Origin of the sequence: Mesorhizobium sp. M0152, from assembly GCF_040322415.1 — a bacterium.
In the GTDB taxonomy this organism is placed as follows: Bacteria; Pseudomonadota; Alphaproteobacteria; order Rhizobiales; family Rhizobiaceae; genus Mesorhizobium.
Map to the genome: position 1 here is coordinate 17,275 of NZ_JAMYTH010000010.1, position 24,573 is coordinate 41,847.

The 24,573-nt window shown below is 62.1% G+C and carries 27 protein-coding genes and 1 tRNA gene; 13 read left to right on the forward strand and 15 right to left on the reverse strand.

Annotation, left to right across the window (positions count from 1 at the left end; genetic code table 11):
* The first annotated feature begins 119 nt into the window (after positions 1–119).
* Genes NKJ26_RS12810 through NKJ26_RS12820 form a run of 3 tightly spaced genes read left to right on the forward strand, consistent with a single transcriptional unit; the run spans position 120 to position 5,927 of the window.
* A complete protein-coding gene (locus NKJ26_RS12810) occupies positions 120–1,154 on the forward strand; it encodes an ImuA family protein (protein WP_352695526.1) in 1,035 nt (344 codons plus the stop codon).
* Positions 1,096–2,571 carry a DUF6504 family protein gene (locus NKJ26_RS12815; RefSeq protein ID WP_352603028.1) on the forward strand — a complete coding sequence of 492 codons (1,476 nt, stop codon included), beginning with the start codon at positions 1,096–1,098 and terminating at the stop codon, positions 2,569–2,571. Before NKJ26_RS12810 ends, NKJ26_RS12815 begins: the two co-directional genes overlap by 59 nt.
* Positions 2,568–5,927 (forward strand): error-prone DNA polymerase, encoded by a 3,360-nt coding sequence (locus NKJ26_RS12820; protein WP_352695527.1) that lies wholly within the window; start codon positions 2,568–2,570, stop codon positions 5,925–5,927. The genes NKJ26_RS12815 and NKJ26_RS12820 overlap by 4 nt, the downstream gene beginning before the upstream one ends.
* Before the next feature lie 58 nt (positions 5,928–5,985).
* On the opposite strand, the gene NKJ26_RS12825 is transcribed toward NKJ26_RS12820, so the two are convergent.
* From NKJ26_RS12825 to NKJ26_RS12840, 4 genes are all read right to left on the reverse strand, one after another.
* A complete protein-coding gene (locus tag NKJ26_RS12825) occupies positions 5,986–6,228 on the reverse strand; it encodes a Trm112 family protein (RefSeq protein WP_027025704.1) in 243 nt (80 codons plus the stop codon).
* Positions 6,229–6,301: 73 nt separating this feature from the next.
* Positions 6,302–6,973, reverse strand: a complete 672-nt coding sequence (locus tag NKJ26_RS12830; RefSeq protein ID WP_352695528.1) for an LON peptidase substrate-binding domain-containing protein — start codon at positions 6,971–6,973, stop codon at positions 6,302–6,304.
* Positions 6,974–7,128: 155 nt separating this feature from the next.
* Positions 7,129–8,121: a thioredoxin gene (gene trxA, locus NKJ26_RS12835; protein ID WP_352695529.1), complete on the reverse strand. Its 993-nt coding sequence runs from the start codon at positions 8,119–8,121 to the stop codon at positions 7,129–7,131.
* A gap of 82 nt (positions 8,122–8,203) precedes the next feature.
* Positions 8,204–8,701 carry a prolyl-tRNA synthetase associated domain-containing protein gene (locus NKJ26_RS12840; RefSeq protein ID WP_352695531.1) on the reverse strand — a complete coding sequence of 166 codons (498 nt, stop codon included), beginning with the start codon at positions 8,699–8,701 and terminating at the stop codon, positions 8,204–8,206.
* 214 nt (positions 8,702–8,915) lie between these two features.
* On the opposite strand from NKJ26_RS12840, the gene NKJ26_RS12845 reads away from it, so the two are divergent.
* Both NKJ26_RS12845 and NKJ26_RS12850 read left to right on the forward strand, forming a co-directional pair.
* A tRNA-Gly gene (locus NKJ26_RS12845) sits at positions 8,916–8,990 on the forward strand.
* A 170-nt stretch (positions 8,991–9,160) separates the two neighbouring features.
* Complete coding sequence (locus NKJ26_RS12850) at positions 9,161–9,772, forward strand: DUF3800 domain-containing protein (RefSeq protein ID WP_352695532.1); 612 nt, start codon at positions 9,161–9,163, stop codon at positions 9,770–9,772.
* A gap of 687 nt (positions 9,773–10,459) precedes the next feature.
* On the opposite strand, the gene NKJ26_RS12855 is transcribed toward NKJ26_RS12850, so the two are convergent.
* Positions 10,460–11,284: a thermonuclease family protein gene (locus tag NKJ26_RS12855; protein WP_352695534.1), complete on the reverse strand. Its 825-nt coding sequence runs from the start codon at positions 11,282–11,284 to the stop codon at positions 10,460–10,462.
* Positions 11,285–11,467: 183 nt separating this feature from the next.
* Between NKJ26_RS12855 and NKJ26_RS12860 the strand changes: the two genes are divergently transcribed.
* A complete protein-coding gene (locus NKJ26_RS12860) occupies positions 11,468–11,680 on the forward strand; it encodes a KTSC domain-containing protein (RefSeq protein ID WP_352695535.1) in 213 nt (70 codons plus the stop codon).
* A 53-nt stretch (positions 11,681–11,733) separates the two neighbouring features.
* Here the strand turns inward: NKJ26_RS12860 and NKJ26_RS12865 are convergent, their stop codons facing one another.
* Positions 11,734–12,201 carry a hypothetical protein gene (locus NKJ26_RS12865; RefSeq protein ID WP_352695536.1) on the reverse strand — a complete coding sequence of 156 codons (468 nt, stop codon included), beginning with the start codon at positions 12,199–12,201 and terminating at the stop codon, positions 11,734–11,736.
* A 60-nt stretch (positions 12,202–12,261) separates the two neighbouring features.
* On the opposite strand from NKJ26_RS12865, the gene NKJ26_RS12870 reads away from it, so the two are divergent.
* Genes NKJ26_RS12870 through NKJ26_RS12880 form a run of 3 tightly spaced genes read left to right on the forward strand, consistent with a single transcriptional unit; the run spans position 12,262 to position 13,627 of the window.
* A complete protein-coding gene (locus NKJ26_RS12870; RefSeq protein ID WP_352695538.1) occupies positions 12,262–13,137 on the forward strand; it encodes an ATP-dependent DNA ligase in 876 nt (291 codons plus the stop codon).
* Positions 13,124–13,360, forward strand: coding sequence for a hypothetical protein (locus tag NKJ26_RS12875; protein WP_352695539.1), 237 nt, complete (start codon positions 13,124–13,126; stop codon positions 13,358–13,360). Before NKJ26_RS12870 ends, NKJ26_RS12875 begins: the two co-directional genes overlap by 14 nt.
* Before the next feature lie 24 nt (positions 13,361–13,384).
* Positions 13,385–13,627: a DUF768 domain-containing protein gene (locus NKJ26_RS12880; protein WP_352695541.1), complete on the forward strand. Its 243-nt coding sequence runs from the start codon at positions 13,385–13,387 to the stop codon at positions 13,625–13,627.
* Positions 13,628–13,840: 213 nt separating this feature from the next.
* Here the strand turns inward: NKJ26_RS12880 and NKJ26_RS12885 are convergent, their stop codons facing one another.
* From NKJ26_RS12885 to NKJ26_RS12900, 4 genes are all read right to left on the reverse strand, one after another.
* On the reverse strand, positions 13,841–14,104 hold the full coding sequence (locus NKJ26_RS12885; protein WP_352695542.1) for a hypothetical protein: 264 nt from the start codon (positions 14,102–14,104) through the stop codon (positions 13,841–13,843).
* A gap of 193 nt (positions 14,105–14,297) precedes the next feature.
* Positions 14,298–14,486 carry a hypothetical protein gene (locus NKJ26_RS12890; protein ID WP_352695544.1) on the reverse strand — a complete coding sequence of 63 codons (189 nt, stop codon included), beginning with the start codon at positions 14,484–14,486 and terminating at the stop codon, positions 14,298–14,300.
* A gap of 14 nt (positions 14,487–14,500) precedes the next feature.
* Entirely contained in the window at positions 14,501–15,205 is a 705-nt protein-coding gene (locus NKJ26_RS12895) for an SOS response-associated peptidase (protein ID WP_352695545.1), read from the reverse strand.
* 10 nt (positions 15,206–15,215) lie between these two features.
* Positions 15,216–15,494, reverse strand: a complete 279-nt coding sequence (locus tag NKJ26_RS12900; RefSeq protein ID WP_352695546.1) for a hypothetical protein — start codon at positions 15,492–15,494, stop codon at positions 15,216–15,218.
* Positions 15,495–15,589: 95 nt separating this feature from the next.
* On the opposite strand from NKJ26_RS12900, the gene NKJ26_RS12905 reads away from it, so the two are divergent.
* Positions 15,590–15,883, forward strand: coding sequence for a hypothetical protein (locus NKJ26_RS12905; protein WP_352695547.1), 294 nt, complete (start codon positions 15,590–15,592; stop codon positions 15,881–15,883).
* Positions 15,880–16,143, forward strand: a complete 264-nt coding sequence (locus tag NKJ26_RS12910; protein WP_352695548.1) for a hypothetical protein — start codon at positions 15,880–15,882, stop codon at positions 16,141–16,143. The genes NKJ26_RS12905 and NKJ26_RS12910 overlap by 4 nt, the downstream gene beginning before the upstream one ends.
* 21 nt (positions 16,144–16,164) lie before the next feature.
* Here the strand turns inward: NKJ26_RS12910 and NKJ26_RS12915 are convergent, their stop codons facing one another.
* Both NKJ26_RS12915 and NKJ26_RS12920 read right to left on the reverse strand, forming a co-directional pair.
* On the reverse strand, positions 16,165–16,968 hold the full coding sequence (locus tag NKJ26_RS12915) for a hypothetical protein (RefSeq protein WP_352695550.1): 804 nt from the start codon (positions 16,966–16,968) through the stop codon (positions 16,165–16,167).
* Positions 16,965–18,167 (reverse strand): hypothetical protein, encoded by a 1,203-nt coding sequence (locus NKJ26_RS12920; protein ID WP_352695551.1) that lies wholly within the window; start codon positions 18,165–18,167, stop codon positions 16,965–16,967. Before NKJ26_RS12920 ends, NKJ26_RS12915 begins: the two co-directional genes overlap by 4 nt.
* A 297-nt stretch (positions 18,168–18,464) precedes the next feature.
* Here NKJ26_RS12920 and NKJ26_RS12925 point away from each other — a divergent pair, with 297 nt between their 5' ends.
* Together NKJ26_RS12925 and NKJ26_RS12930 are read left to right on the forward strand one after the other, a co-directional pair.
* Positions 18,465–19,613, forward strand: a complete 1,149-nt coding sequence (locus NKJ26_RS12925) for a hypothetical protein (protein ID WP_352695553.1) — start codon at positions 18,465–18,467, stop codon at positions 19,611–19,613.
* A gap of 70 nt (positions 19,614–19,683) precedes the next feature.
* The gene (locus NKJ26_RS12930; protein WP_352695554.1) at positions 19,684–20,190 is read left to right on the forward strand and encodes a hypothetical protein; all 507 of its coding nucleotides are present in this window, start codon (positions 19,684–19,686) and stop codon (positions 20,188–20,190) included.
* 23 nt (positions 20,191–20,213) lie between these two features.
* On the opposite strand, the gene NKJ26_RS12935 is transcribed toward NKJ26_RS12930, so the two are convergent.
* From NKJ26_RS12935 to NKJ26_RS12945, 3 genes are all read right to left on the reverse strand, one after another.
* Positions 20,214–23,132 carry a hypothetical protein gene (locus NKJ26_RS12935; RefSeq protein WP_352695556.1) on the reverse strand — a complete coding sequence of 973 codons (2,919 nt, stop codon included), beginning with the start codon at positions 23,130–23,132 and terminating at the stop codon, positions 20,214–20,216.
* Positions 23,133–23,299: 167 nt separating this feature from the next.
* Positions 23,300–23,842, reverse strand: coding sequence for a hypothetical protein (locus tag NKJ26_RS12940; protein ID WP_352695557.1), 543 nt, complete (start codon positions 23,840–23,842; stop codon positions 23,300–23,302).
* 421 nt (positions 23,843–24,263) lie between these two features.
* Positions 24,264–24,500, reverse strand: coding sequence for a hypothetical protein (locus NKJ26_RS12945; RefSeq protein WP_352695559.1), 237 nt, complete (start codon positions 24,498–24,500; stop codon positions 24,264–24,266).
* Between the last annotated feature and the right edge of the window lie 73 nt (positions 24,501–24,573).

Genomic DNA, 24,573 nt, shown 5'->3' on the forward strand with positions numbered 1-24,573 from the left:
TGCACCCGCAGCCTGCACGCCAACAGGAATAAATTCTTCAGGACTCTGCTTGACTCTTCCGGCGCCCTCTGGAATCTATAGGGAACATAACAGGAACAATTGAGTGGAAGCTGACCGTCATGGCGATGACCGCCGTGGCGCGGGAGACTGTTTTTGCCCTGCGCCGCCAGATCGCGAAAATCGAGGGAACGCTGCCCGAGCGCCTGCAGGTGCCGGCCGGCGCGAACCCTGATGCCGATGCCAACAGCGATGTCACAATCGTCCGGCGCGGCGTGGCGGCGGCCTTGCCGGATGCGTTCCTGCCCAGCGGCGTCGAGCGGCTCGATGCCGCCCTGAGCGGTGGTTTGCCGAAAGCCGCCTTGAGCGAAATCCATGGCACGCAAACCCGCGACGCCGGAGCCGTCGCCGGTTTCGCGCTGTCGCTCACCAGCCTGATCCTCAGGCAGGCACAAGGACTGCCGGTGCTGTGGATCGGCACCACGGAGATTTTCCGGGAGGCGGGCTTTCCCTACGCAAAAGGGCTTCATGCCTCGTTCGGCATCCAGCCGGAGCAATTGCTGTTCTCCGAAGCGCCAAAACTTGTCGATGCCCTGTGGATCGCCGAGGAGGCCGCCCGCATGACGGCGCTTGCCGCCGTCATCCTTGAAATCCGCGGCAATCCGCAGCGGCTGGACCTGACCGCGACGCGCCGGCTGCATGCCCGTGCGCAGGCGGCCGGCCGGCCGGTGTTCCTGTTGCGGCAGGCATCCGAGCCCGAACCGACGGCGGCGCCCGTCCGCCTCATCGTCGCGTCGGCGCCGGCAGTGCCGCGCGACACGGTCGCCGGGCCGCTTGCCGGCTCGATCGGCCGCCCGGCCTTTACCATCACCATCGGCAAGAGCCGCACGGCCCTGCCCGGACAATTCACACTGGAGTGGAACCCCGATGAACGCGCATTCGACGAAAGAAGGGACGAGGAAGGACGGAGGGAACGCGCCCAGAAAGAATGGGCAGAGAATCCTGTCCCTGTGGTTTCCCTATCTGGCAGTGGAAAGGCTCCTGCGGCAGCGTCTGGGGCGATCCTGGCGTTCCCGGCCGTCGGATCATCTTCCGCTGGTGATCAGCCACCGCCAAGGGAACGCGCAGCGCATTTCAGCCCTCGACGAGCGGGCTGAGGCGCTGCACCTGAAGCGCGACATGGGCATTGCCGATGCGCGCGCCATGCATCCGTCGATCGACGTCGCCGAAGCCGATCCGGAGGCCGACCGCCGCCTTCTCGAAGGCCTTGCCGACTGGTGCGACCGCTACACGCCGCTGGTGGCGCTGGACGCAACCGACGGCCTGTTTCTCGACGTCACCGGCTGCACCCATCTTTTCGGTGGTGAGCGCGCCATGCTGGACGACATCCTGTCGCGCTTCTTCCATCAGGGTTTCGATGTCCGCGCCGGGCTTGCCGCGACACCGGGCGCGGCCTGGGCGGCGGCACGCTTCTCCGGTGACCGCATCGTCGATAGCGGCGAGGAGGAAGCGCTGCTCGCACCCTTGCCGCTGGCCGCGTTGCGCATCGAACCAGCGATCCGCACCAGCCTGGAAAGCGTCGGCCTGCGTACGGCGGGCGCCGTTATGGCGGCGCCGCGCGCGCCACTCGCCCGCCGCTTCGGCGCCTCGCTGCTTTTGCGCCTCGACCAGGCGCTTGGCCATCTCGACGAAGCGGTGTCGCCGCGCCTTCCCGTCGCGCCGCTTTCGGTCGAACGCCATTTGGCCGAGCCCGTCACCCTGACCGAGGATATCGAGCGGCTGGTGGGCATGCTAGCGGCGACATTGAAGACCGACCTCGAGCGTCGCGGCGAAGGTGCCAGGACGCTGGCGCTGCTGCTCTTCCGCGTCGACGGCGCCGTCAGCCGCATCGCGCTTGGCACCTCGCGGCCGATGCGCGAACCCATGCTGATCCAGAAGCTGTTTCATGAACGGCTGGCCGCGCTCGAACAGGATATCGATGCCGGCTACGGCTTCGACCTGGTACGGCTTTCGGTGCTGTCGGCCGCCGCCTTCGACATGCAGCAGGCCGACCTTGCCGGCGAGGTGACCGACGACGGCGCCGATATCGCGCTGTTCGCCGACCGCATCCGCGCCCGGCTCGGCGAGGGCGCGGTTCTCAGGCCGGTCGTCGTCGAAAGCCATCTGCCGGAACGCGCCGTCGTCACGATCCCCTTCACCGAAGCCCCGCGCCGCACCACGCCGCCGAAAAAGCCGGACAGGATACAGGCACCCACGACTATCTTCCCGCCGGAGCGGCCGATCCGGCTTTTCCGCTCGCCCGAACCCATCGAGGTGCCGGTCACCGAAATGCCTGAGGGGCCGCCGCTGAACTTCCGTTGGCGGCGCGCGCTCTACCGGGTGACGCGTGCCGAAGGGCCGGAGCGCATCGCCGCCGAATGGTGGCGCGAGGCGCCAAGCGACGAAGCGGCATCGACGCGCGATTATTTCCGCATCGAGGATGCCGACGGCCGCCGCTACTGGCTTTACCGGCAAGGCCTTTACGGCGGTTCGCAGCTGCCGCCGCGCTGGTTCCTGCATGGGGTTTTCGCATGAACGCGCTGGCCGTCATTCCCTATGCCGAATTCGGCATCCAGTCGAATTTCTCCTTCCTGCGCGGCGCCTCCAAGCCGGAGGAGCTGGTGGTCGCGGCCAAGCTTCTGGGCTTTTCAGCGATCGGGCTCGCCGACCGCAACACGGTGGCGGGCGTGGTACGCGCCTGGCAGCAGGCCAAGGTCGAAAAACTCTCCTATCATCCCGGGTGCCGGCTGGTTTTCTGCGACGGCACACCCGACATCCTCGCCTATCCCCAGGACCGCAAGGGTTGGGGACATCTGTGCCGCATGCTCACCCAAGCCAATCTGCGCGTTGAAACCGAGAAGGGCGCCACGCTTCTTCAGCGCGGCGACCTCTTCGAATGGGGAGACCTGATGTCGTTGGCGGTCCTGCCCAACCTGACGGCGGGCGCGGAAGATGTCCTCGACCTGCTTCGCGATCTCAAGGACCGCTTCGGCAGGAGCCTGCGCCTTGGCATCTCGCCCGATTATGCCGGCAATGACCGTTTCCGGGTCGAGCAGGCGGCGGCGATGGCCGAGAGTGCCGGCATCCCGCTGATGGCGACCAACGACGTCCTCTACCACACGGCCGAACGGCGTCCGTTGCAGGACGTGCTGACCGCGATCCGCCTCAACACGCCCGTCGCCGAGGTCGGGTTGCAGCTGGCCGCCAATGCCGAACGCCACCTGAAGCCGCCCCTGGAAATGGCGCGCCTGTTCCGCCGGCATCCGCAGGCGTTGGCCGAGACGCTGCGTTTCGGGGAAGAGTTGACCTTCTCGCTCAGCGATCTCCAGTACAATTATCCCGATGAGCCGACGGAATCCGGCCTCGGGCCGCAGGCCGAACTGGCAAGATTGGCAAGGGAAGGAGCGGTCAACCGCTATCCGGCCGGTGTCCCCGAATCCGTGACGAAGCGCATCGAGGAAGAGCTCGCTCTGATCGAGCGCCTCAACTACGCCCGCTATTTCCTGACCGTCTACGACATCGTCAAGTTCGCCCGCAGCCAGGACATTCTCTGCCAAGGCCGTGGGTCGGCCGCCAATTCGGTCGTTTGCTTCTGCATCGGCATCACCGAAGTGGGACCGGAGAAAATCAATTCGCTTTTTGAGCGCTTCATTTCCGAGGAGAGAAACGAGCCGCCTGACATCGACGTCGATTTCGAGCACGAAAAACGCGAAACCGTCATCCAGTACATCTACGAGAAATACAGCGGCAAGCGCACGGCCCTTGCGGCAGCCGTCATCAGCTATCGCGGCCGCTCGGCGCTACGCGAAGTGTCCAAAGCGATGGGCTTGTCCGAGGATGTCAGGGCGTCACTGTCCGGCTCGATCTGGGGTTGGTCGACCTCGGAGCTTGGCGAGAAGGAAGCCCGGGCCGGAGGGCTCGATCGGAGCGATCCCATATCGCGGCATGTGATGGAACGGGCCAACGAGATCATGGGCTTTCCCCGTCACCTCTCCCAGCATGTCGGCGGCTTCGTCATCACCAGGGACCGGCTCGACGAGATCGTGCCCATCGTCAAGACGGCGATGGACGAGCGCAAGATGGTCGAATGGGACAAGGATGATCTCGACGCGGTCAAGATCCTGAAAGTGGACGTGCTGGCGCTCGGCATGCTGACCTGCCTGAAGCGCGCCTTCACTTTGCTCACGAACCACTATCCGAAGGCAAGGGACCCGTATGGACAACCCTATGTGCTCGCCACCTTGCCGGACGAGGATTCTCGCGTCTATGACATGATCTGCCGCGCCGACACGCTCGGCGTCTTCCAGATCGAATCCCGCGCCCAGATGTCGATGCTGCCACGGCTCAGGCCGCGCGAGTTCTACGACCTCGTCATCGAAGTCGCGATCGTGCGCCCGGGCCCGATTCAGGGTGACATGGTCCACCCTTATCTGCGCCGCCGGCAAGGCAAGGAAGAGGCCGAGTATCAAAAGCCGGAGCTGGAAGCGATCCTCGGCAAGACGCTTGGCGTGCCGCTGTTTCAGGAACAGGCGATGAATATCGCCATCGTCGCTGGCGGTTTCAAACCTGGCGAGGCTGATGAATTGCGCCGCGCCATGGCCACCTTCAAGCGCACCGGCACGATCGGCAATTACCGGCGGCGCATGATCGACGGCATGGTCGGCAAGGGCTACACCAAGGACTTCGCCGAGCGCTGCTTCAAGCAGATCGAGGGCTTTGGCGAATATGGCTTTCCCGAAAGCCATGCCGCCTCCTTCGCGCTGCTCGTCTATGCCTCCTGCTGGTTCAAGACCTTCTATCCCGACGTGTTCTGCGCCGCGATCCTGAATTCGCAGCCCATGGGTTTCTACCAGCCGGCCCAGCTCGTGCGCGATGCGCGCGATCATGGCGTCGATATCCGCGACGTCGACGTCAACTTCTCCGCCTGGGACTGCACCTTGGAAAAAGCGCCTTTCGAGCCGGCCAGGATCCTTCCGCGCCATGCCGAAATGCGCGGTGTCATCGCAACGGATCACGCGCTGCGGCTCGGCTTCCGCCAGGTCAAGGGCCTGTCCGAGGAACGCATGGGGCTGTTCGTCGAACGGCGCGGCTCAGGCTACGAATCCGTCAGGGACGTCTGGCTGCGCTCCGGCCTCGATGTGGGCGAGATCGAGAGGCTGGCGCAGGCCGACGCCTTTCGCTCGCTTGGCCTCGACCGCCGCGAGGCCTTGTGGGCGGTGCGCGCGCTCGATGGCAAGAGTGCCGCCGAAAAGCTGCCGCTGTTCGACCAGCCGGCGCTACGCCTGCGCGAGCTGGAGCCAGAGACGAGGCTGCCGAAAATGCCTCTAGGCGAGCATGTCATCCACGACTACCGTTCGCTCGGCCTGTCCTTGAAGGCGCATCCGGTGGCCTTCCTGCGCGAGCGGCTCGACCGGGCCGGCGTCACGCCCAATGCCAACCTTCATTCGGTGCGCGACGGCAGGCGGGTCTCCGTCGCCGGGCTCGTGCTGGTGCGGCAGCGCCCCGGCAAGGGCAATGCGATCTTCCTGACGCTGGAGGACGACAAGGCCGTTGCCAATGTTATTTTCTGGCAAAGAACCTTCGACCGCTACCGGCCCATCGTCATGGGCGCGCGGTTCGTCCGCGTCACCGGCAAGCTGCAGTCGGAATCGGGTGTCGTCCACATCGTCGCCGAGAAGATAGAGGATCTGACGCCCTGGCTGACCGTGCTTCTGGAGAAGGTCGGCGCGGCCGGGCTGCCGGTCGCCGGTGCTCCTGGACACCTGGAGAGGCAAGAGGGACCGGATCGCTCCGCTCCATCCGCGACACGGAGCGCACCGATCCGGCAGGATCTGGCGACGCTGTCGGAAGAAGCGGAAATGGTGATGCCCAAGGGCCGCAATTTTCAGTAGGTCTGCGTTCCGCGCCGAGGAATCCAGGGATGACGAAGTGGTGGGTGGGCTCTCCTGCTCAAGACGACCCACTCAAACGTGGCGGCGACAACACGTCCTCGGCCGAAATAGCCCGTGCCTCCGATGGCAGCATGATCGGGATGCCGTCGCGCACCGGATAGGCGAGCTTGGCGAGCCTCGAGACCAACTCACCGCGTTCCGGATCCCAGGCCAGCGGCCCCTTGGTCAGCGGGCAGGCCAGGAGCTCCAGCAGCTTGGGGTCGACATTGGTCTTCTTTCCGTCACGTCCGTCCGCCGCCATCGTGTCCTCTTCTCAGTGCCCAAGATGTGTTGAGGTTCAGGTCAGGCCGGCTTCACCTGAATAGCGGCACATCTTACTGCAAACTCGAACCGAAATCCTCATTCTCGCGCGCCAGCGCCATTTCGGTGATGGCGATCAGCGTCTCGGCCCGGGTCTTCAGATCGGCCGCCTCGAGCAGCGCCTGTTTCTCGGCGGGGCCGTAGGGCGCCATCATCGACAGGGCGTTGACCAGCATGGCGTTCTCGGCCCTGCTGACGCTTTCCCAGTCGGCTTCCAGGTCATTGGCCTGCAGATAGGCGCGAAACGCCCTGAGCAGCGCCGGGCGGTCGATTTCGTTCGCGGCCTGGTCCTCGTCGAGATCGGCGAGGAACGGCGCCAGTTTGCCCTGGCGAAACGGCGTCTTGACGGTCAGCTCATGGGTGATGCGGAACCGGCATACGCCTTGCAGCGAAATCAGGTAGCGGCCGTCGCCGGTCTCGGACAGGGCGATAATGCGCCCGGCGCAGCCGACATTGCAGAGTTCCGGCTCGCCGTCGTGGCGCAACGCGCCATCGAGGCTGGGCTGGATAACGCCGATCAGACGTGGCCCTGCGACCGCCTCGTCCACCATCTGCAGATAGCGCGGCTCGAAGATGTTGAGCGGCATGCGGCCGCCCGGCAGCAAAAGCGCACCCTCCAGCGGAAAGATCGGAATCGTCGACGGCAAGTCCTTGGCGAGCCGGTAATGCGCGTTTCCCGCTTGCACCTCATTCCTCCCGATCGCTTCGTTCAAGAAGCGCGTCCATGCCGTGATCCGGCTTCTGCCCCAGCGGCAAACACAATCGGACCTGCCAGGCCGGCCCTCCTAATCTGGTGCAGTCACGGCCCGCCGCAAGCCCGTGCGACGAAACAGCAACCGGCTCAGGAAAACAGCAGCGACGACAATTTGCGCCGCGCTGCCAGCGTCGCCTCGTCGGTCATGCCCCATGCCTCGAAGAATTGCAGCAATTGCGCCTTGGCGTCGTCGTCGTTCCAAGTGCGATCGGCCTTGATGATGGCCAGCAGATTGTCCGCCGCCGCCGTGCGCTCGCCCCTATCGTTCTGGATCATGGCCAGATCGAAGCGCGCCTGGTGATCTCCGGGGTTCTCGGCCAGGCGCCGCTCGAACTCGGCCGGGTTGCCGAGTTCGGCCGCTTGCGCGGCCAGCGCCATCTTGGCGCGGAGCGCCGCGAGCGCCGGCGCATCCTTCTTGGCCTCCGGCGCCGTGGCCAGGAGCGCTTCGGCGCCTTCGGTGTCGCCGGCCTCGAACAAGATCTCGCCCAGCCCGGCGATCGCCTCGACCGTCTCCGGCGCCTGCGCCAGGACGGCGTCATAGATGTCGGCGGCGGTCTGCATGTCGCCGGCGCCGCGCGCCTCGGTCGCCGCCGTCAGCGCCTCGGCCACGGCCGGGGCACCGTTGCCCTTGCCGCCGACCTTGGTGATGAATTCAGCGATCTGGCTCTCCGGTATGGCGCCCATGAAACCATCGACAGGTTGGCCGTCCTTGAAGGCGATAACCGCCGGAATGGACTGGATGCCAAGCTGGCCGGCGATCGAGGGATGGTCGTCGATGTTCATCTTGACCAGCTTGACCTTGCCGCCGGCAGCCTTGACCGCCTTCTCCAGCTGTGGGGTCAGTTGCTTGCAAGGACCGCACCATGGGGCCCAGAAGTCCACCAGCACCGGCTGCTGGCGCGATTCCTGGATCACGTCGGCGGCGAAGCCGGCGGTCGTCGTGTCCTTGATGACGTCGGCAGGCGCTTCGCCGAGAGCGCCTTTCGCCCGCGCTGGTTCGGTTCCACCATACTGCACGGTAGCGGCATATTGGCCGCCACTGCCGCCGAATGACCCGCCAAACGGATTGTTGTCGCTCATCTCGTCATCCTTTCGGTCGCCGCCGGCCGGCGGGTCGGCGCAACGTCTCTCATTGGAAGTCGGTTCGCCATCCATGTGGCGATCATGCCGAGACTTTCAAGATAGCAGCATCGTGCCCCGTTGCCTCGACGAATCTGATCAGGTCGTCCGCGGCGATCGACGTCGTTGCCTCGTTGGTCAGCGGATGCGCATTGATGACCGCATGCTCCATCAGCGCCGCGTCGAGCACGACCTTGACCCTTCCCGCCGCATCGTTGATGACGCCAAGCACGGTGACCGCGCCCGGCGCGACGCCCAGAAGCTCCATCAGCATCTCCGGCTTGCCGAAGGAAACGCGGCTGGCGGCGCCGATCACCTGGTGGATCTGCTTGAGATCGACGACCGCGTCCTCACCGACGGTGACCAGGAAGAAATTGTCCTTCTTGTCCTTCAGGAACAGGTTTTTCGTGTGTCCGCCGGCGATTTCGCCGCGCAGCGCCTGCGAATCGGCAACGGTGTAGAGAGGCGGATGCCGTTTCGTCGAAACGGCGATGCCGAGTTCGGCAAGAAAGGTCATCAATTCGGCTTCTGTCTTCGGCATGGATATTCTTCTTCGTCGGTTTCCTGCCATGCCCGTTTACGGCCAATCGTGCGGCCGACACAAGACTATCGCACGACGAGGCGCAAATCCGGGCTGGCGTCGGGCTGGCCTGCCGACAGCCTAGCGTCGTGTCAAAAAAAGGCTGCGATTTCCCTGTTGCAATCGCCGCGCTCTTCAGCCATATAGGCCCGGCTTGCGGCCAAGGGCCGTGTGAGCGGGTGTAGCTCAGGGGTAGAGCACAACCTTGCCAAGGTTGGGGTCGAGCGTTCGAATCGCTTCACCCGCTCCAGTTTCCTCAGGGAATCAAGCGGTTACGGAAAAGGCCGGGTCAAAGGATCCGGCCTTTCGTGTTTCGGGCAGCACCGGGGCAGCACGGTCGGCAGGCCGGGTGGGTGTTTGGCTTTGGGGAAAGCCGGTTTTCTCCTTGCTCCAGCCAAGTAACTTCGCTCATCTAATAAGATGTTGGTCTTCATCGATGAGTCGGGTGACCCTGGCTTCAAGGTCTCAAAAGGATCGTCCCCTGCTTTCGTGTTGGCACTTGTGGCGTTCAGCGACAGAGCCGTCTCGCTGGAGGTGCAGGCCGCAATTGACGCTGTTTCAAAACAGTTGAGGGTCTTCCCGGAGTTTAAGTTTAGCAAGAGCCGACCAGAAATCAGAGATGCATTTTTCGATGCAGTTCTGCCCTTCGACTTTTGTATCCGGGCGATAGCTGTTCAGAAGGAACGCATACAGAGTGGCTATCTCCGGTCCAACAAAGAGGCGTTCTACAGCTTTTTTGTTAAGTCCATGCTCAAGTTCGACAATGGCCTGCTGAAGGACGCAAGGATTGTTATCGACGGCTCGGGAGAGCGCGTTTTCAAACAGGAACTCTCCAGCTATCTACGTCGGCATACCGAAAAGGGCGCTATCCGTTCGGTTCGGTTTTCTGATTCAAGGAACGATCGCCTAGTCCAGTTGGCCGACATGTGCACCGGCGCTATCGCCCGGTCGTATAGGGACAATCGCGACGACGCAGATCGATGGCGGCAAATGATAAAGGCCAAAATCGAGGACGTCTGGGATTTTCGGTGAGGGTTGCGCCCTGCCTGCCTATCTTGACGAGCGTCAAGCACGCACACCATCCGGTGACAATTCGGCAAGGCAGGGCGACTTTTCGTCTCTTAATGTCGGTTAGTTCGCGTTAATGTCAAGCTAACATTTGCTCGATTCCACTTCCGCGGACTCACTTTTTGTATCGTGTCAAGCACCAAAATCCATATGTTGTGGCTTGGGCTTTCAGCCATAGCAGCGTTAGCGTGATTGTGTATTGGTCCCGATGGCTTTCCAACTTAGCGATGCATAATCGGTCGATCCCGTCGAATAGCTTTCCGTAGCCCAGCATGCGGCATAGGTCTCACCTACCGCTAGTATCTTGTCACTATAGAGATACGAGTTACGGACAACTGCGTCACTGTGGCCGCTCCGGTACCCTTCTAAGGCGAACCATATTTTCGTGATCACAGTTTTCGATCCATTTTGAAATGTCACGAGCATCGGGGTAGCCGGCGGGCATCGAGTCGAGTGTTCCGCACTAATCCCAACGTCACTGAGAATTCGCTGTTGATCGCGTTGTTGGCTCCAGTAGTACCCGGCTACGATAGCGGCGCCGATCGCGATCAGCCCAATCAAGCCCAACATGTGGCGTGGAAAGGCGAAAAGAAGGACTAGACCAAAACCAATCCCAACGACCCACGTCATTTCGGTCTCCCCTACACCGGCTCAGCACAGCGTCTCGCACGCTACGCCGTCCTTGTCGCGGTCGAGCTTCCCGCCCCACGGGCAGTTCTGTAGATACCAGTTGGCTTCCTCGCACGACCCGATCTGCTTGCACGTCCGCCGCGGCTCGCATGAATAGCCGCTCTGCGCGACCCGCGGGCGGCTGACGATGCCGAGCGGCTGGCTCGACGCGCCGTCGGCGTGCGCCGCGCGCCAGTCCCAAGGTGCCTGAAACACCCCAACCCACAACCCGACCTTTGCCGCTTCCGCCTTGGCCTGCTGCGCCGCATAGGCTCCGTGGCTGTAATGCGGCCAATCCAGTGCCTCGCCGTGCTCGACCATCCACGCGGCCACGCTGGCGCCGTCTGCGCGCCGGCAGTCGCCGACAAAGCGGCCATAGCGATCCCAATCGACAAAGGCGCATGTGACCGGCCTGGAGGCGGCCAGGAACCCGTCGAGCGCTGCCGCGGCCTTCGCGCCGCACTGATATCGAAAGCCCTTGGCGTTGTCGCACTGCTGCGCTGACTCGGGAGCGTCGATGCCGTTGAAGCGGATGCGCTGCCCGTGGATTTCGATCGTGTCGCCGTCGAGGACCGAAGCGAGGCCGGCGATCGGCTCCGGCGATCGACCAATCCAATGGGATATGTTGAGGTCGGGCGCGCCTTCACTATGCTGCACGACGAACTGCGCAATGAAGACAGCCACCGCCGCCACCGTCACGAAGATCAGCCGCTTCGGGATGCCTGCCACCAGGCGCGCACGCCGAACCTTGGCGCCGGTCCGTTTGCGCCACTGATCAGACCGATTGTCGTAGCGAGATTTGTCCAAGCCCTCTTCCCCACGGGGAGAATGCGATCATTCCCGACTTGAGTCCAGAGGCGGAACACTCAGGAAGTGGCGGCTGTCTGTCGGAACTCGCGTTTTGGAACAACAGGACGACGATCCGGTTCTTCTTCTTCCAAGGGGGCGCGCCGGTCCGCGGGCGGTCGGCAGGCGAAATGGATCGGCGGCATGCCATCGACCTCGATACGCAAAACGGAATACGACCCCGAACGCAAACTGCTCTCGGTGTGGTTCGTGGCCAGCGGCAAACGATACCAGTTCGAGGAAGTGCCGCCCGAGACATTTGCCGCGTTTCGGGTCGCTTTCGCCAAGGGCCGCTATTTCAACGAGCATATCCGCAATCACTTCCGGTACCGCTTGGTTGAGGATGAGCCTAGTTGACGGCTGCCGCCCCTTGCCGCCTGGGTCGGCTTGGACCCAGGACGTTGGACGACCTAAGAATCGAGCTCCAACGGCTCATGGCCGGGCAGCTCATGCCAGGTGACCTGACGCAGATCGCGCATGTCGACTCTCTGGCCGCAGACAGCACACGTGTAGAAGTGATCCACGCCGTCGTTAGCGGGCTCCCCGCCATGCAGCTTGCCGTGGATCGGCGGGCCGAGGTCTGACAGCTTCGTCCATTCCGCGGGGTCTGGACGTTCGTCGGGCCCGGCCAAGCTATACTCGTAAACGGCGGCTTGCTCTTCATCGACAACCCGGAACCAATGGTCCTGTAATGCCCTCGGCGAGACTCTTTGGCCCGCCGTCACTTCGGCGGCCTTCATCGGATCGTTCTCCACGACGATGCCAGACGACACCACCGTGTCGCCTTCGATCTCTTCCACCTGGTACTTAGTCATCGCTGCCTCATTCCGATAGGTGGCAACGCGGCTATCCCAGCTTTGTTGCACCGCGCCTGCCATTTGCAGTTTCGGAACCATTTTAGCTAAAACTAATTGAATCGCGGGTTCGCGAGTCAGTTCATGCGTCTGAAATTTATTCCGCCTTTGATGCCGACACTTGTGGACAGGCCCCCCGAGGCTGACGACTGGATTCATGAGGTGAAGTTTGACGGCTATCGGTCGCAGATTGTCAAGGATGCAGGCGGCGTCCGCATCTTCACCCGGCGCGGCCTCGACTGGACATCGAAGTATCGCGATCTCGCTCAGGCCGCGGGCGAACTCGAGGTTGAAAGCGCGATCGTCGACGGTGAAATCATCGTCTTGAATGACGATGGCCTCTCCGATTTCGCCGCGCTGCGCAAGGCGGTCACCCGGCGCCAGCACGACCTCTATTTCGTTGCGTTCGATCTGCTGCACCTCAATGGCCATGACCTGCGCGACATGCCGCTGGAGGATCGCCGCGAAATCCTCGCCTCGCTAATTCCGGAGGGCCAGCGCATTCAATTCAGCCAGCCACTGCCGGGCGAGGCGAATGCGATCTTTCACTTGGTCGACCAAGCCGGCCTTGAAGGCATGGTGTCGAAGCGCCGGGACAGCAAATATCGCAGCGGCCCGTCTACCGCTTGGCTGAAGACGAAGGCTTTCACGATCGACGAATACGAATTGCTGGGCGTTGAGCGCGAGGCGGGCAAGCCTGCTTTCGCGCTGATGGCCGATCGGAACACCGGGAACTATGTCGGCTCGGCCTTCATCAATTCCAGTCGCGCCATCCGCGAGCGGCTTTGGAAGCGTGTCCAGGAGCACGCCGGCCCGGCGCCGAAGGGCATGAAGCGGCCGGCGACGCAATGGGTCAAGCCTGGCATCATTGGCCGGGTAAAGCACTTGCGCGGCGAGGATGATCTGCGGCACGCTTCGCTACAGGATTTCCGCGAGGAGAATGGGAATGGCGGTAGCTAAGAAGGACCAGGAGCGCGCCGGCTATGCCTGGATGTACGGCGCACAGGCGCTCAAGGATGGCAACGAGCGTGCGGTGCCAGCTTATTGGGAAGAGCATGCCGACGCGTGGTTGCAAGGCTTCGACGGTGTGCCGATGGCCGGTTTGGGTAAGACCAAGACTGTCAGCGACGAGATGGAAGCCGAGGTCGACGAAGCCGCCGCGGAACCTTCCGCCGGAACCTAAGCACCACAGTGGGAGTCTAGGTTGATGAGCGCACGCGGCCTAAAGTTTCTCGGCAGTTGGGTGGCCGAGCAACTGCCCATTGTGGCGCGGGCAGATCCGATTTCCGCGAGCGACTTGGCAGACCAGTTGATGACAGCAGCTGAGAGGGCCGGTATCGGCGCCAATGAAATCGACAGCGAAGTCGAAAGCGTCTTCGAAGTGATCTTCGAGGCGATGCGTCGCCGCAAGAGCCGCGGTCAATTGGTTCGCAGTCCGTTCCCTTTTTGATCTTCCCCAAGGTGGTGATGTGAGCTTCGGCTAAGATGTGTGGACGCGGTTTCGTCAAATCGACGATTCCCGACATGGTGCCGCGCTTAGTTTGCCCATCCTGGTGAGGTCGACCTTTTGAGCAATCGCTTTCCGGTGTGGAATGGCCGGCCGGCTGACCGATACCCGATCATCTGCCAGCATGGACGGTTTCGTATCGGCCAATTGGGCTAATCATTCCATATCGGGAACTTCGCCGCTGACGAATAGCGCGGTGGGCGGCCCATAGTCACCAAGCGCGGGGTCTGCATCTCGGCTCCATGCTATGACACCGACGTGTTGCGCGGCGAGCGCCTTGGCCGTACGGGTAGCGCGATCTTCACTCTGCTGGTCCGTCGGGCCATAAGCGGTGAACAACTCACCGTCTTCGCCACGGTCGAACGCGACGACAACGATCAGCTTTGGTTTCTTTTGCCCGGGCAGAACATTATCGGACATGGCCGCTCCTAAAGATAACGATCACCGTCAGACCGGTGAGCCAAGCAGAACCAGTGCGGCTCTTGTCGCGGCCGAGCAAAGCCGAACGGAGCCCGGAATCCGCATCCGCCATGTTCGCAAGCATGGTTCTCAATTCGCACCTGCTCGCGGGCCGCGGCAGTAATGCCATCGGCAAGTCTGGCAGGCTCGTCGCTCATCCGCAGCGCTTCCCGAGAGGAGGGGCCTTGAGCGCATCAAGCTGTTCCTGAAGACGGCCGTTCAGCACGATCATTTCCTTGAGGGCCTTCATCGGGTCACCTTTGTGCAAGGCGACGAACTTGTCGGCGACTGCCTGCAATGCCGCTTCTTGGCGGCTGTCGAGAGTGATGATGCGGTCTGCCATTTGGATGCCTCCTTTCAGAACAATGACCCTTGCGTCGGCGCTGGCTGCGGGTTCTTGATCTGCGTGGCTGGCTTTTCGACAATCACAAGGGCGTCCTCGGGGGCGGTGCGCTGTAGGCGTTTCGCTTCCAACCAGGGCGCATTCAGCCAGGTCTCGACTTCCTCTTGCTTGGTCAGGATGACCGGCATGGCCTTCTCGTGGATTCCGGCGACTAGCGCATTTGGCTTGGTCGTCATAAAACCGTAGACCTCGTGATCGCCGGGGCCCTCCTTGACCTTGCGCACACCATGCCAGGGCGTCCAAAGGCCGGCGAAGAAAAACAGCGGGCAGGTTTCGTCGAGCGCAAACCAGTAGTTGCGCTTGATGCCAGTCTCAGGGTCCACGTCAGTGGGGTTGGGGCTAGGCTCCGCAAAACTCGTCACCGGGACAACGCAGCGGTGTTCGGTGCCGACATATTGCTGCCAGTGTGCGTATTGAGGATTGCGCACGTTCGTCGTGCCTGGGTCAGAATTGCCTCTCACACGTTCGGTTGGTGTAGGCATTCCCCAGCGGAGACTGGCCAACTCACGCAGGCCGTCAGATGCGTTGCGGACCACCGCTCCAAATTGGTTGGGGTAGATGTCGATCGAGGGCTCTAGGTTCCCTAGAATGTCGCGCAAGGCGCCAGTAAACTGGCGTATGGCCTCCTGCGACGTCGTGATGTTGTAGAGATTGCACATGCATTGCCCCCTAGTGGCGCGCGCTGGCCTTCTTGATTTCTCTTAGATGAATGTCGACCTGATGGCGCATCGCGTCTGAAAGGGACAAGGCCAGATCGAGGTCTTCCGGATAGTTCGCTAAGATCCAGGTGGCGGCAAGCTGGGTGATAGCCTGTTTCTGACTGACATCGGACAGGCCTCGTAGCTGCTTTCCCATCTTGCTCACGGTCCGGTGGATGGCGGGCATCTCGCGTCTTACGGTGGCGTAAATTTCGGGCTGCTCGAACTCGGTCGCGGTAATCGGCTTCATGGTTCTGTCTCCAATTTGCCCACAGTGAACAAAATGAGAACGAAAGAGTCAAGCACCCCTTGACCAGAGAGGGATGTGTTCCTCTTTTATGAGCTATGGCGCACGATCCGATCGACACGCTGGGGAAGGCGACCCGGCACAATATGCTTGTGAAAGCGGAATGCAGCTGCGGCAATGTCCGCTACTGCCGATCGGCCGATTTGATGATGGTCTATGGCGGCGGCGTCGATCCCCAGACGCTGAAGTTCGATTGCAGCCGGTGCAAGCCTCAGATCAAGATAACGCTGCTAGAGGTGCATCCGGAACACTTGCCCAAACGCCTGATGATCCACAAGCCGATGAAAGTCGGTGGCAAGATCACTTGGTACACGGAGCGCTTCAGAGGATGACCAAGACCCTCGCTGACACGTTGGCCGCCCGCGAAACCGTGTATGTAAATTGCGGGCATGCCATGTGCTGCAAGTCGACCAAGCTCGACATCCAAGCGTTGATCGATCGGCTCGGCCCTGATCATGGTTCCATGCATTGGGATCTCGTCGGTCTATTCGGCTGCTCGGATTGCAAGGCTGCGGGCCGCGACCGCCGACCGGTGTTCTTCACATGCATTCCTGATTACGAAGGCCAGCATAAGGACCGGAATCGCAACTGATCGGCGGGGCATTTTCGGCCCTCATCTGAAGGAGGCCATGATAACGGCCCATTGGGCGGTCGTGCCACCAGTGATCGTGCAGCTTTGCGTCCCAGACGCTGCCGTCGTCGCGCCCGATCCGAGATACTGGACGGAGCCGACTGGCGAAACGCTAAAATCAGGTGTCATGACGCTCATGGTTCGAGCGATTGAGTTGCCGTACACGAAGCACCCAAAAATGACCAAGCCGTCCTTCGCGACGTTCACCGTGAAGGTGCGCGGAATGTTGCTGCCGATGTTACTGTAGGTAAGCAGATCGACCGTGCTGGTAGATTGCAGACCGGCTACCCGGTAGACACCAATTCGTGGCCTATAGAAGCCGGCCCCAGAAGCAGAAAAGTTGAGTACGATTGTTGCTGTTGCTCCAGTAGGAACAAGCGCCGAAATCAGAGCGCAGCCACCTCTAGTGGTAGACGCGACAACAATACTGGCGTGTATCGTCGCAGCCACGCCTCCAATGGTGGCAGAGGATATTACTGGCTGGATCGTCGAGCCGTTGTAGTACGGGACCAAGATGAAAACGTAGCGATCTGCGGCAGCGGCGCCGATGCCGACTGCTGTGAAAGTGACGGTCTGCGCCTCATTGGTATGCGTCGTGATCGCCTGAAATGCCAAATCCACCGGCGCGGCTACGGGCTTCCTGAAGCCAGGCATGAAGGCGATGGCCTGATCCGGCTCGAGTCCGGCGTGCATCTGCCGGAAGGACGGATGGATAAATTCGACTGGCGCCGGCCGGATTATTGCCGGCCGGGCGAGGACGAGTGGAGGTGGCCCGATGTCGATCATGGGGCCATGTCCCCGCCGACAACCCACTCGTCGGTGGCGCGCTGATAGGCCGTGCCAAGCGCATACTGTCCAGAGGTCTTCAGTCCATTCTTGTTGCGCAGCGTCACGCCTGCGCCTGGAGTAATGGTCATTTGACCGGCGCCGAGTTGCGCGAAGTTGATCACCGTGTTCAGAGGGAACGCGACGGACGAGTTGGGCGGGAACGTCAGCGTGTTCGCGCCAGCCAGGTTCATCTCAATCGTCTTGTTCGCGTCGCCTATGACGAGCGTGTAGTTCGCAGTCTGCGTGTTGACGGTGGCGCCATTCGGGCCTGTCGGCCCCGTGGCCACGGTGACGCCCGTCGGGCCGGTGGCGCCCGTTGCTCCCGTCACTCCGGTCGGTCCCGTAGCACCCGTTGTGCCGGTGACGCCCGTGGGGCCAGTTGCCCCGGTCAATCCTGTGACACCGGTCGGTCCCGTCGCGCCGACGGCGCCGTTGGCCCCGTTCGATCCTGCCGGACCAGTTGCACCCGTTGCGCCGACGATACCGTCGGGTCCGGTGGCACCGGCTGGCCCCGTCGCGCCAGTTGGGCCGCCGGCAGGGCCTGTCGCTCCAATCGGGCCCGTGGCACCAGTCGGGCCAACAGCGCCTGTAGCGCCATCGGGACCAGTCGCACCGGTCGCTCCTCCGCTGCCTGTCGGCCCTGTAGCTCCGATCGGACCCGTTGCGCCGATGGGACCGGTGGGGCCTGTAACGCCGATCCCGGTCGGCCCTGTCGCGCCAGGGGCGCCCGTCGCGCCGATCGGGCCTGTTGCGCCAGTAGCGCCTAGCCCAGTCGGTCCTGTCGTGCCGGCGGGCCCAGTCGCACCGGCGGGTCCAATTGCTCCGCTTGGCCCCGTCGCCCCCGTGGCACCCGCGCCGGTCGGGCCGGTGGCACCGGCAGGACCAGGTACGCTGGACGCGGCTCCGGTCGGACCAGTCGGTCCCGTTGGACCTGCCGGCCCGTCGCTGCGCAGCAGCGCCAGGACCGTCGGGGAGAGGCTGTCGACCGTGACCTTTTCGTTCGGCAGCGCGCCGTCGGCGCGCCGGACGTCGGCGAGCGAATCGATCGTGCCGTCGATCGCGGTGACGAGCTTGGCGAGATCGTTGTCGAGCCGCGTGCCGTAGGGCAGGTAGTACTGGTAGCTGAAATCAATGACCGGCTTTTCAGGATTCGGCATTCGGATGCACCAGAACGTCGCTTCCAGATAGCACCGCGGCGCCCGAGCCTTGCTTCGCGCTGCACGTTTGAGATGCTGGTTGGAAGTCGGTTGACGTCAGCCCCGGTGGGATCCGAAGCGGTTGGTGCAGGTGCCCGAATTCTGCGCGGTTCCGGCAACTACTAGAATAGTAGATTTGGGGCGCAAGCACTAGAGCTTGTCTAATGTTTCAAACCGGTGGAAGATTTGGGCAGCGAACTGACAAGCCCAAAGTTCTAGGCTAGATGATGTGCTTGGCGACCGATTCGCGGGGGTGAAATGTCAATAATTGTCGATCCGGCAATTCGCATTCTGCCGGATAATCATCGTATTTTCGTGCTGCATCCCGGTGAAGGAAAGCGGTTCTACGGCGACTTTCAAGCTTCGGACTCGGTGTTTCTCGACCTTCCTGGCATTTCGTTCCCCACAGCGCCCGACCTGAACGACACGAGCCTCCGTAACAAGCTTCGGATGGCGAGACGGATCGGGATCTGGAGGCGGCGCGGATCAAATCCGGACGACAAACCGAGCCGAAATCCGGACGATTACGCAGTAACTACAGTCACAGTCGACGCACCGAGATTTGTGCATGAAGTTCACGATCTCTACACCGAGGCGAAAGCTGGGGATTTGATCATCGTCCCGGGAAAGGGGTATGGCTCGACCGTCTTCTTCGGCGAGGTGATGAATGATTTCGACCCGGATTTCACGGTCACAAGCCACCGCTATCCCGATGAGACCATCCCTGCCCGCAAGGTGAAGTGGCTGCCGGTGAATCTGTCCAAACAGCAGTTTAACCGGCGGCTGATCCGGCTCATGCAGAATCGACAAGCCATCATCCAGGTCACGCGGGAAGACGACCGGCGAGAGATATATACCCACGCCTACGGCGACTATGTGTGGAAAGAGTCGTCCGGCAATCTCATCCGCGTCACAAAAGATGATATCGATCTAAACGATCTAAATAAGGCTGTCGATCTCACCAATTTCTTCGCGTCTCAATATCTTGCCTTGAAGAATGGCGAACTTGAATTGTTTCTTGCGATGGGATTTCACGAAGCCATCGACAAGTACTATGATAAAACCTATTTTGGTGGCGTAAATGTCGAAATACACTCGCCGGGATACTTCGGGCGCCCTATGAAGAAGGCCGCCATGGCCGGCTACGTGTCGGCGATGCTGGCCTTGTCGGGATCGGGCGTGACAGCGCAAGAGGCGGCTGACACGAAAGTGTTGAACTCTGCCAACGCCGTGACTTCAATCTGCGACATGGAGCTCGAAACGGATATACGCCAGACCATGGAGATGTACGCCAACATTCATTTGTGGGAGAACGAGGTCTGCCCGAAGCGCGAGGCTACCAAAGATACCGTTGGCCTTAAGACGGACGTAACGATAAAGAAAGAAATCCCCTCGGCTGGAAATTAAAAATTCGGCCACGAATATGTATATAATGGGGCGCGGTAACGTTTCTATACCGCTTTGAGGAGCGCAGACAGTGCTGAAGGCGATCAAAGAATTTGCTCGCGCGCACATTCTTGGGACCGTAGTGGCGTCGCTTACGGCCGGCGCCGCTGGCGGTGCAGGCGTTTATTGGTCGCTGTACGAGGCTCGCGTAAACCGGATCGAAGAGATGAAGGTCCAGGAGTTTCAGGGCCTCGTCGCAGAGAACAAGAAGTTCGAGGAATTGCTGAGCGCGTTCACCGAAGAGGTAGGGACGAGCGGCGCGGTCGACCCGGCAAAACGCAAAGAGATTTCGGCAAGCCTGGTCCGTCTCTATAGCGGTCTCGGTGCGTTCACGGTCAACCTCCCGCCCGAGCAAGAACTTCCCGTGAAAAAGCTCCAGACCTCGATAAATGAGGTTAAAAAGCACGTCCAGCTGATGCAAAAAAAGCAGGATATGGAAACCCTCGGCGCAGCCCTCGCGGTGATGTTTCAAGCCATGAAAGCTGCGCAACCGGTGCTGGAACAGGCAGTTGGAAAGCAATTCGCGTCGTCCACGTGATCGAGTGCGCGCGGCACGTAACCTCAATCGCCACGTGGAGCGTAAAGCGTACCGCCGGTCTCAGCGCCCGTGCGCGCCAATGCCTCGCCGAAGCCGATCCTGGCGCCGCGGTTGTTGGCATTTCGGATGAGTTCGACTGACCGCGGATCGATGAACATGTCGGCCAAGGTTTTGAGGTTGCTGCGCAGTGCGGCACGCTTGGCAACATCGCCGGCTTTGACGACCGATGTGCCCAACGACTTGGCAAGATTGACGGCCATGCCGGTAGGCGACGCGGCGCCACCCAGGTCAGCATTCATCGACCGATTGAACTCCGTGGCGCTGCCGATCTGCTTGCGCCGTCCGGTGGCCTGGAGGACGTCTAGCAGTTCCGGCATGCTGACGGCCGCCTGCCCACCAGGAATTTGGCGCAGGACGGCGTCGAGCACCTCTTGGCGTGCGTCGTTGCCGGCGACGTCCTTGTGGAACTTGGCGCCGGCAAAGTCCCGAACGCCCTCCTGAGTTTCAGTGTTCGCTTTGGAAAAGCGGTCTGCCAGGTTCTGGCGCACGAGCTGTGTCGTCGTCGCCGGATCTTCAGCCACCAATCGACGGGTGGCGCCAGCAGCCTCGCCAGCGGAGCCGGTGAGCGGATTCTGCGGCAGGATAGCATTGCCAGCGCCGGCGGTGTCCTTTGCGGCCGCCACGCGCCCTACGGGACCTTGCTCGAGCGGGTTGAGGACCGTGCGGCGCAGTGCTTCCTGTTCGGCCAGCGCCTGGGCGTATTCCGGCGAATGGTTAGTTGCGAGGTTTCGTGCCTCCGCAGCGCTTGCTGTGCTGCGACTGGCGAGCTCGGGGCCGTAGAGCGGATTGGTGACGGTCGAAAGCGCTTCGCCACGGGCGTTCAAATCCTTCGTCACGGCGTCAACAACGCCGATGGAACTGTCCGGCAGATGCGCATAGTCGGGAGCCAGTTCCGGGTTTCCGCGCAAGCGCGCCAGGCCAGCGGCGAAACGCGGGTCGGCGGCGATCGGCGCGAATTGCGGCTGCGGGATGATTTGCTGTTGTGCGGCGTCGTAAAGCGGGCGCGTCTGACCGTTGATGCCTTGCCGCGTCTGATCGATCACATTGGCGGCAGCCTCCGCAGCCCGCGGACCCAGCGAATACGGCTGCGCGCTCTGCGGGGCGATCTGATCGAATACGTTCGTGACGGCCTGATCAACTTGCGCCGGCCGCGCGGTGAAGAACGGTGCGGTCCGTGCGCGGCCATCTACGCTGCCTTCGACAACGCGCAGAAGGTTTGGTAGCGCGCTCGCTCCGTTGGTGGCTTGAGCGATGGCCTCCGGCCCCGTTAGGCGCACGCCTGTAGTGTTGTCCTGTAGGCCGAGCGCGCGCTGCCAATCAGCATCAGTCATTTCGCTGGTCGCACGGCGCACCACGCTCTCGGGCGCGTTGTAGGCACGGCCTGCCGCGGTCCCTGCGTTTCCGAACAGCGCGCCGAGAAAGCGCGACAGGCCTTCGTAAGGCGTGCCTTCTGTCGCCTGGCCGGATGCCTCGGAAGCAACGGCCGGCATCACTACGTTGCCGAACATGTCTTCCGCAATGTGGCGAGCAATTTCGCGGCCGGTTCCGGCGAGCCGCGCCGCTTTGCTTGGCAACCCGCCAGGCGCGGCGAATTCGCCGATAGTGCCGGCGTACTTTCCGGTCGTGGTTTCGGGCTTATGCAGCACCGCGTCCATGCCTTCGCGCGTACGGTCCTGCGCGTCATAGATCCCGGTGCGCAAATCTGCGTTGTCATTGCCGGTGATCGTGCGGAGGCCGTAATTCACCGCGCCCGTGAGGGGGTTGATCAGGAAATCCTTGAACCGGTCATGCTCAGGCCCAGGAGTTGCCGGCTCCATGCCGAGCGCGGACCGCACTGGCCCCTCCGCTTTGTCGAACAGCCAACTTCCAATACCTTCGCCAACCCGGTTGAGGGTTATCGGCGTCATTGCCGTTTCAACGGCTCCCCGTGGAACACCGGATGCAAAGGAAAGGCCAACGTCCTTTGCGACCGACAGCTTATCAGAAGGCCCTCCGAACGTCTCGCGCATGGCCTTCGCCATGACATCATCGGTCGTGCCAGCAGGAAACTGCACGGTAGTCCCGTCGGGCGCCTTTACCTCGATCGGACTTCCAGTGCTCTGCGCCCTAGCAGCGTATTTATCCCAAGGGCCTGGTTGGCCGACAACTTTGAAGCCGGCCGGAATAGTGTCAGGAAAGGCCACCCAAGGATCGCTCTTCCCCGGGTCGAGATCATTCGGCGCCTCGGCAGCCGCTTGGTACTTCGTCCAAGGCCCCTCGGCAGTACCGCCGGCGTTGGTCGAGCTAAATGCGCCGCTGCCCACTCGCGCCGCTTTCGCGCTGGCTGGGTGGGAGATGATCTTGAAGCCCGGCGAAAGGCCCGGCGCGGCCGGAGTGTCGAACTGGTCGAACACATTCCCGGCGGGCTGTGCCTGCGCGCCGTAATGCTGGTCCTGCGCTTTGTGGAGCGCTCCCGCATACATGTCAGCGTGGGCCGGGTTGTCGAATTTGCCAAGGTTCTGCCCGGTCTTGCCGTACAGTTCCATGGCGGCCCGATCACTCAGGATCTTGCCATCAGCGACCGTCGGCACGAGCACTTCCTGGCCGCCGTTGTTCTCGAATGACATCGACCGCACAGTGCTGTAGGAGCCGTCGTCGTTTTTGACGATCGGGCGGGCTTTCAGATCAATGTTGCCCTGCTCCAGCAAGCCGGGGAACGGCCCGATCGGGCTGGCCGGCGGCTGCTTCGCCGCCAGAGCGTCAGGGAAAGCGGCCCACGGATCGCTGGCGAGATCAACAGGAACGCCAGGGAAGCGCGGCTTGCTTGACGCGGGCTGCGACACGATGCGGAAGCCGGGCGGCACGTCAGGCGTCGTCTGATATTTTTCCCAAGGACCGGCCACTGGAACACTCCGTCAATTCGAACCATCGGCGCGTGCGAGCAATGCATAGTCGCGATCTGGATGTGTTCGGTTCAACTTACGGGCGAACCCGTGGCGGAGCGGCTGCCCGAGGTCCGCGAGTGTTCCGGCAACCAAAATATACACCGGTGCTGTGTTGAAAACCAGCATCAAGCGGCGACCTTCTCGGCGCCGTGGCATCTCGCTGTTGCGACCAGATCGCGAATGAGTTCCCGCTGGCGCTGCGCCTTGCGTTGCTGGAGCCAGGCGTAGTCCGCAATGTTGCAGAGATCGCGTTCGAACATCTTCACGCGCAGCCGAGCGTCTTGGATCCGATGCGGATGGTGGGCCGCCTGCTGGTGCTCGTCTTCGGCCCAATGCTCGACGATCACGGCCACGGCGCTCATGAAAACGATGACACTGCCCGGCTGATAATTCGGAAGCCGGCGAACGATGGCAACGGCGGCGTCTGCGATTGCCTTGATCAGCTTGTCCCGCCGTTCGACGTCCAACTGGAACGGCGGTCGATATTTACGGAGGCACCCCAAAACCCAGGAAAGTTCAAAAGGGACGTCGACGTGCGGCAGCGTCACCTTGCAGAAGCTGAAAATGAACCGGTCGATCTGTTCGTCGAAGTCGATCACATCGCGGCTCGGCGGATCGCCTTCAGCGTGTCCGTCATCGGCGTAAGGAATGATGTGTTCGATCGGCATCGGCTCGGATCCGGTTGTCCGATGATGACGGTACGGCGGTCCATAGCGCGGAAAAATCGGAAATATCGAGCGACTTTCGGCGAGGTTTGCAGTTCGAAGTTTGAAACGACCGCAAATTCCTTCTGGCCTCCGCCGGGGTTCCGGCCGCGCGGTTTGGGGTGTGCCGAGGGGTGGCACCCGGGCTGCGGCCACATGTCGGCCAGGCGCAGCCCTGCCGCGCTCACCAGATCGCCCCTCGCCCTTTTGCCTTTCATCTACCCTGGCGCTACCTAGCCAGGGCATGAAGTTGTCCCCCGCCGGGAGGGCAAGGCGCTACCAACTGCAATATTGATACTGTTGTCCGGCCAGCGATATCAGAGGCTTAGGTCGTCGACATGGTAGCGGCTTGCAAGCAGAGCCGTGTTTTGTGGCGTTTTCCGGGTCAACGCCCATTCAGATAACGGTCGATCGCCGCATCGACCTCACTCGCGCCGACCCGTGGCTCGAGCGGCGCCAGGGCCTCCGCGAGCCTGCCGCGCTCATAATTGCGCCGCGCATCTATCCGAGCGTGGCGCGCGAGCTCGCGGCTCATGAAGAACGATGGGGCGAAGAATCGCCACGCCACATAGGCGACGCACAGGCCCAGCGGCACATAAACTGTTGGTTCCGTGATGGCCAAGCTATCCCCCGATCAGCATCCGAGATCAACGACCTATCATCAAGATCAACTTTTTTCCACTCTCTTCACCAAA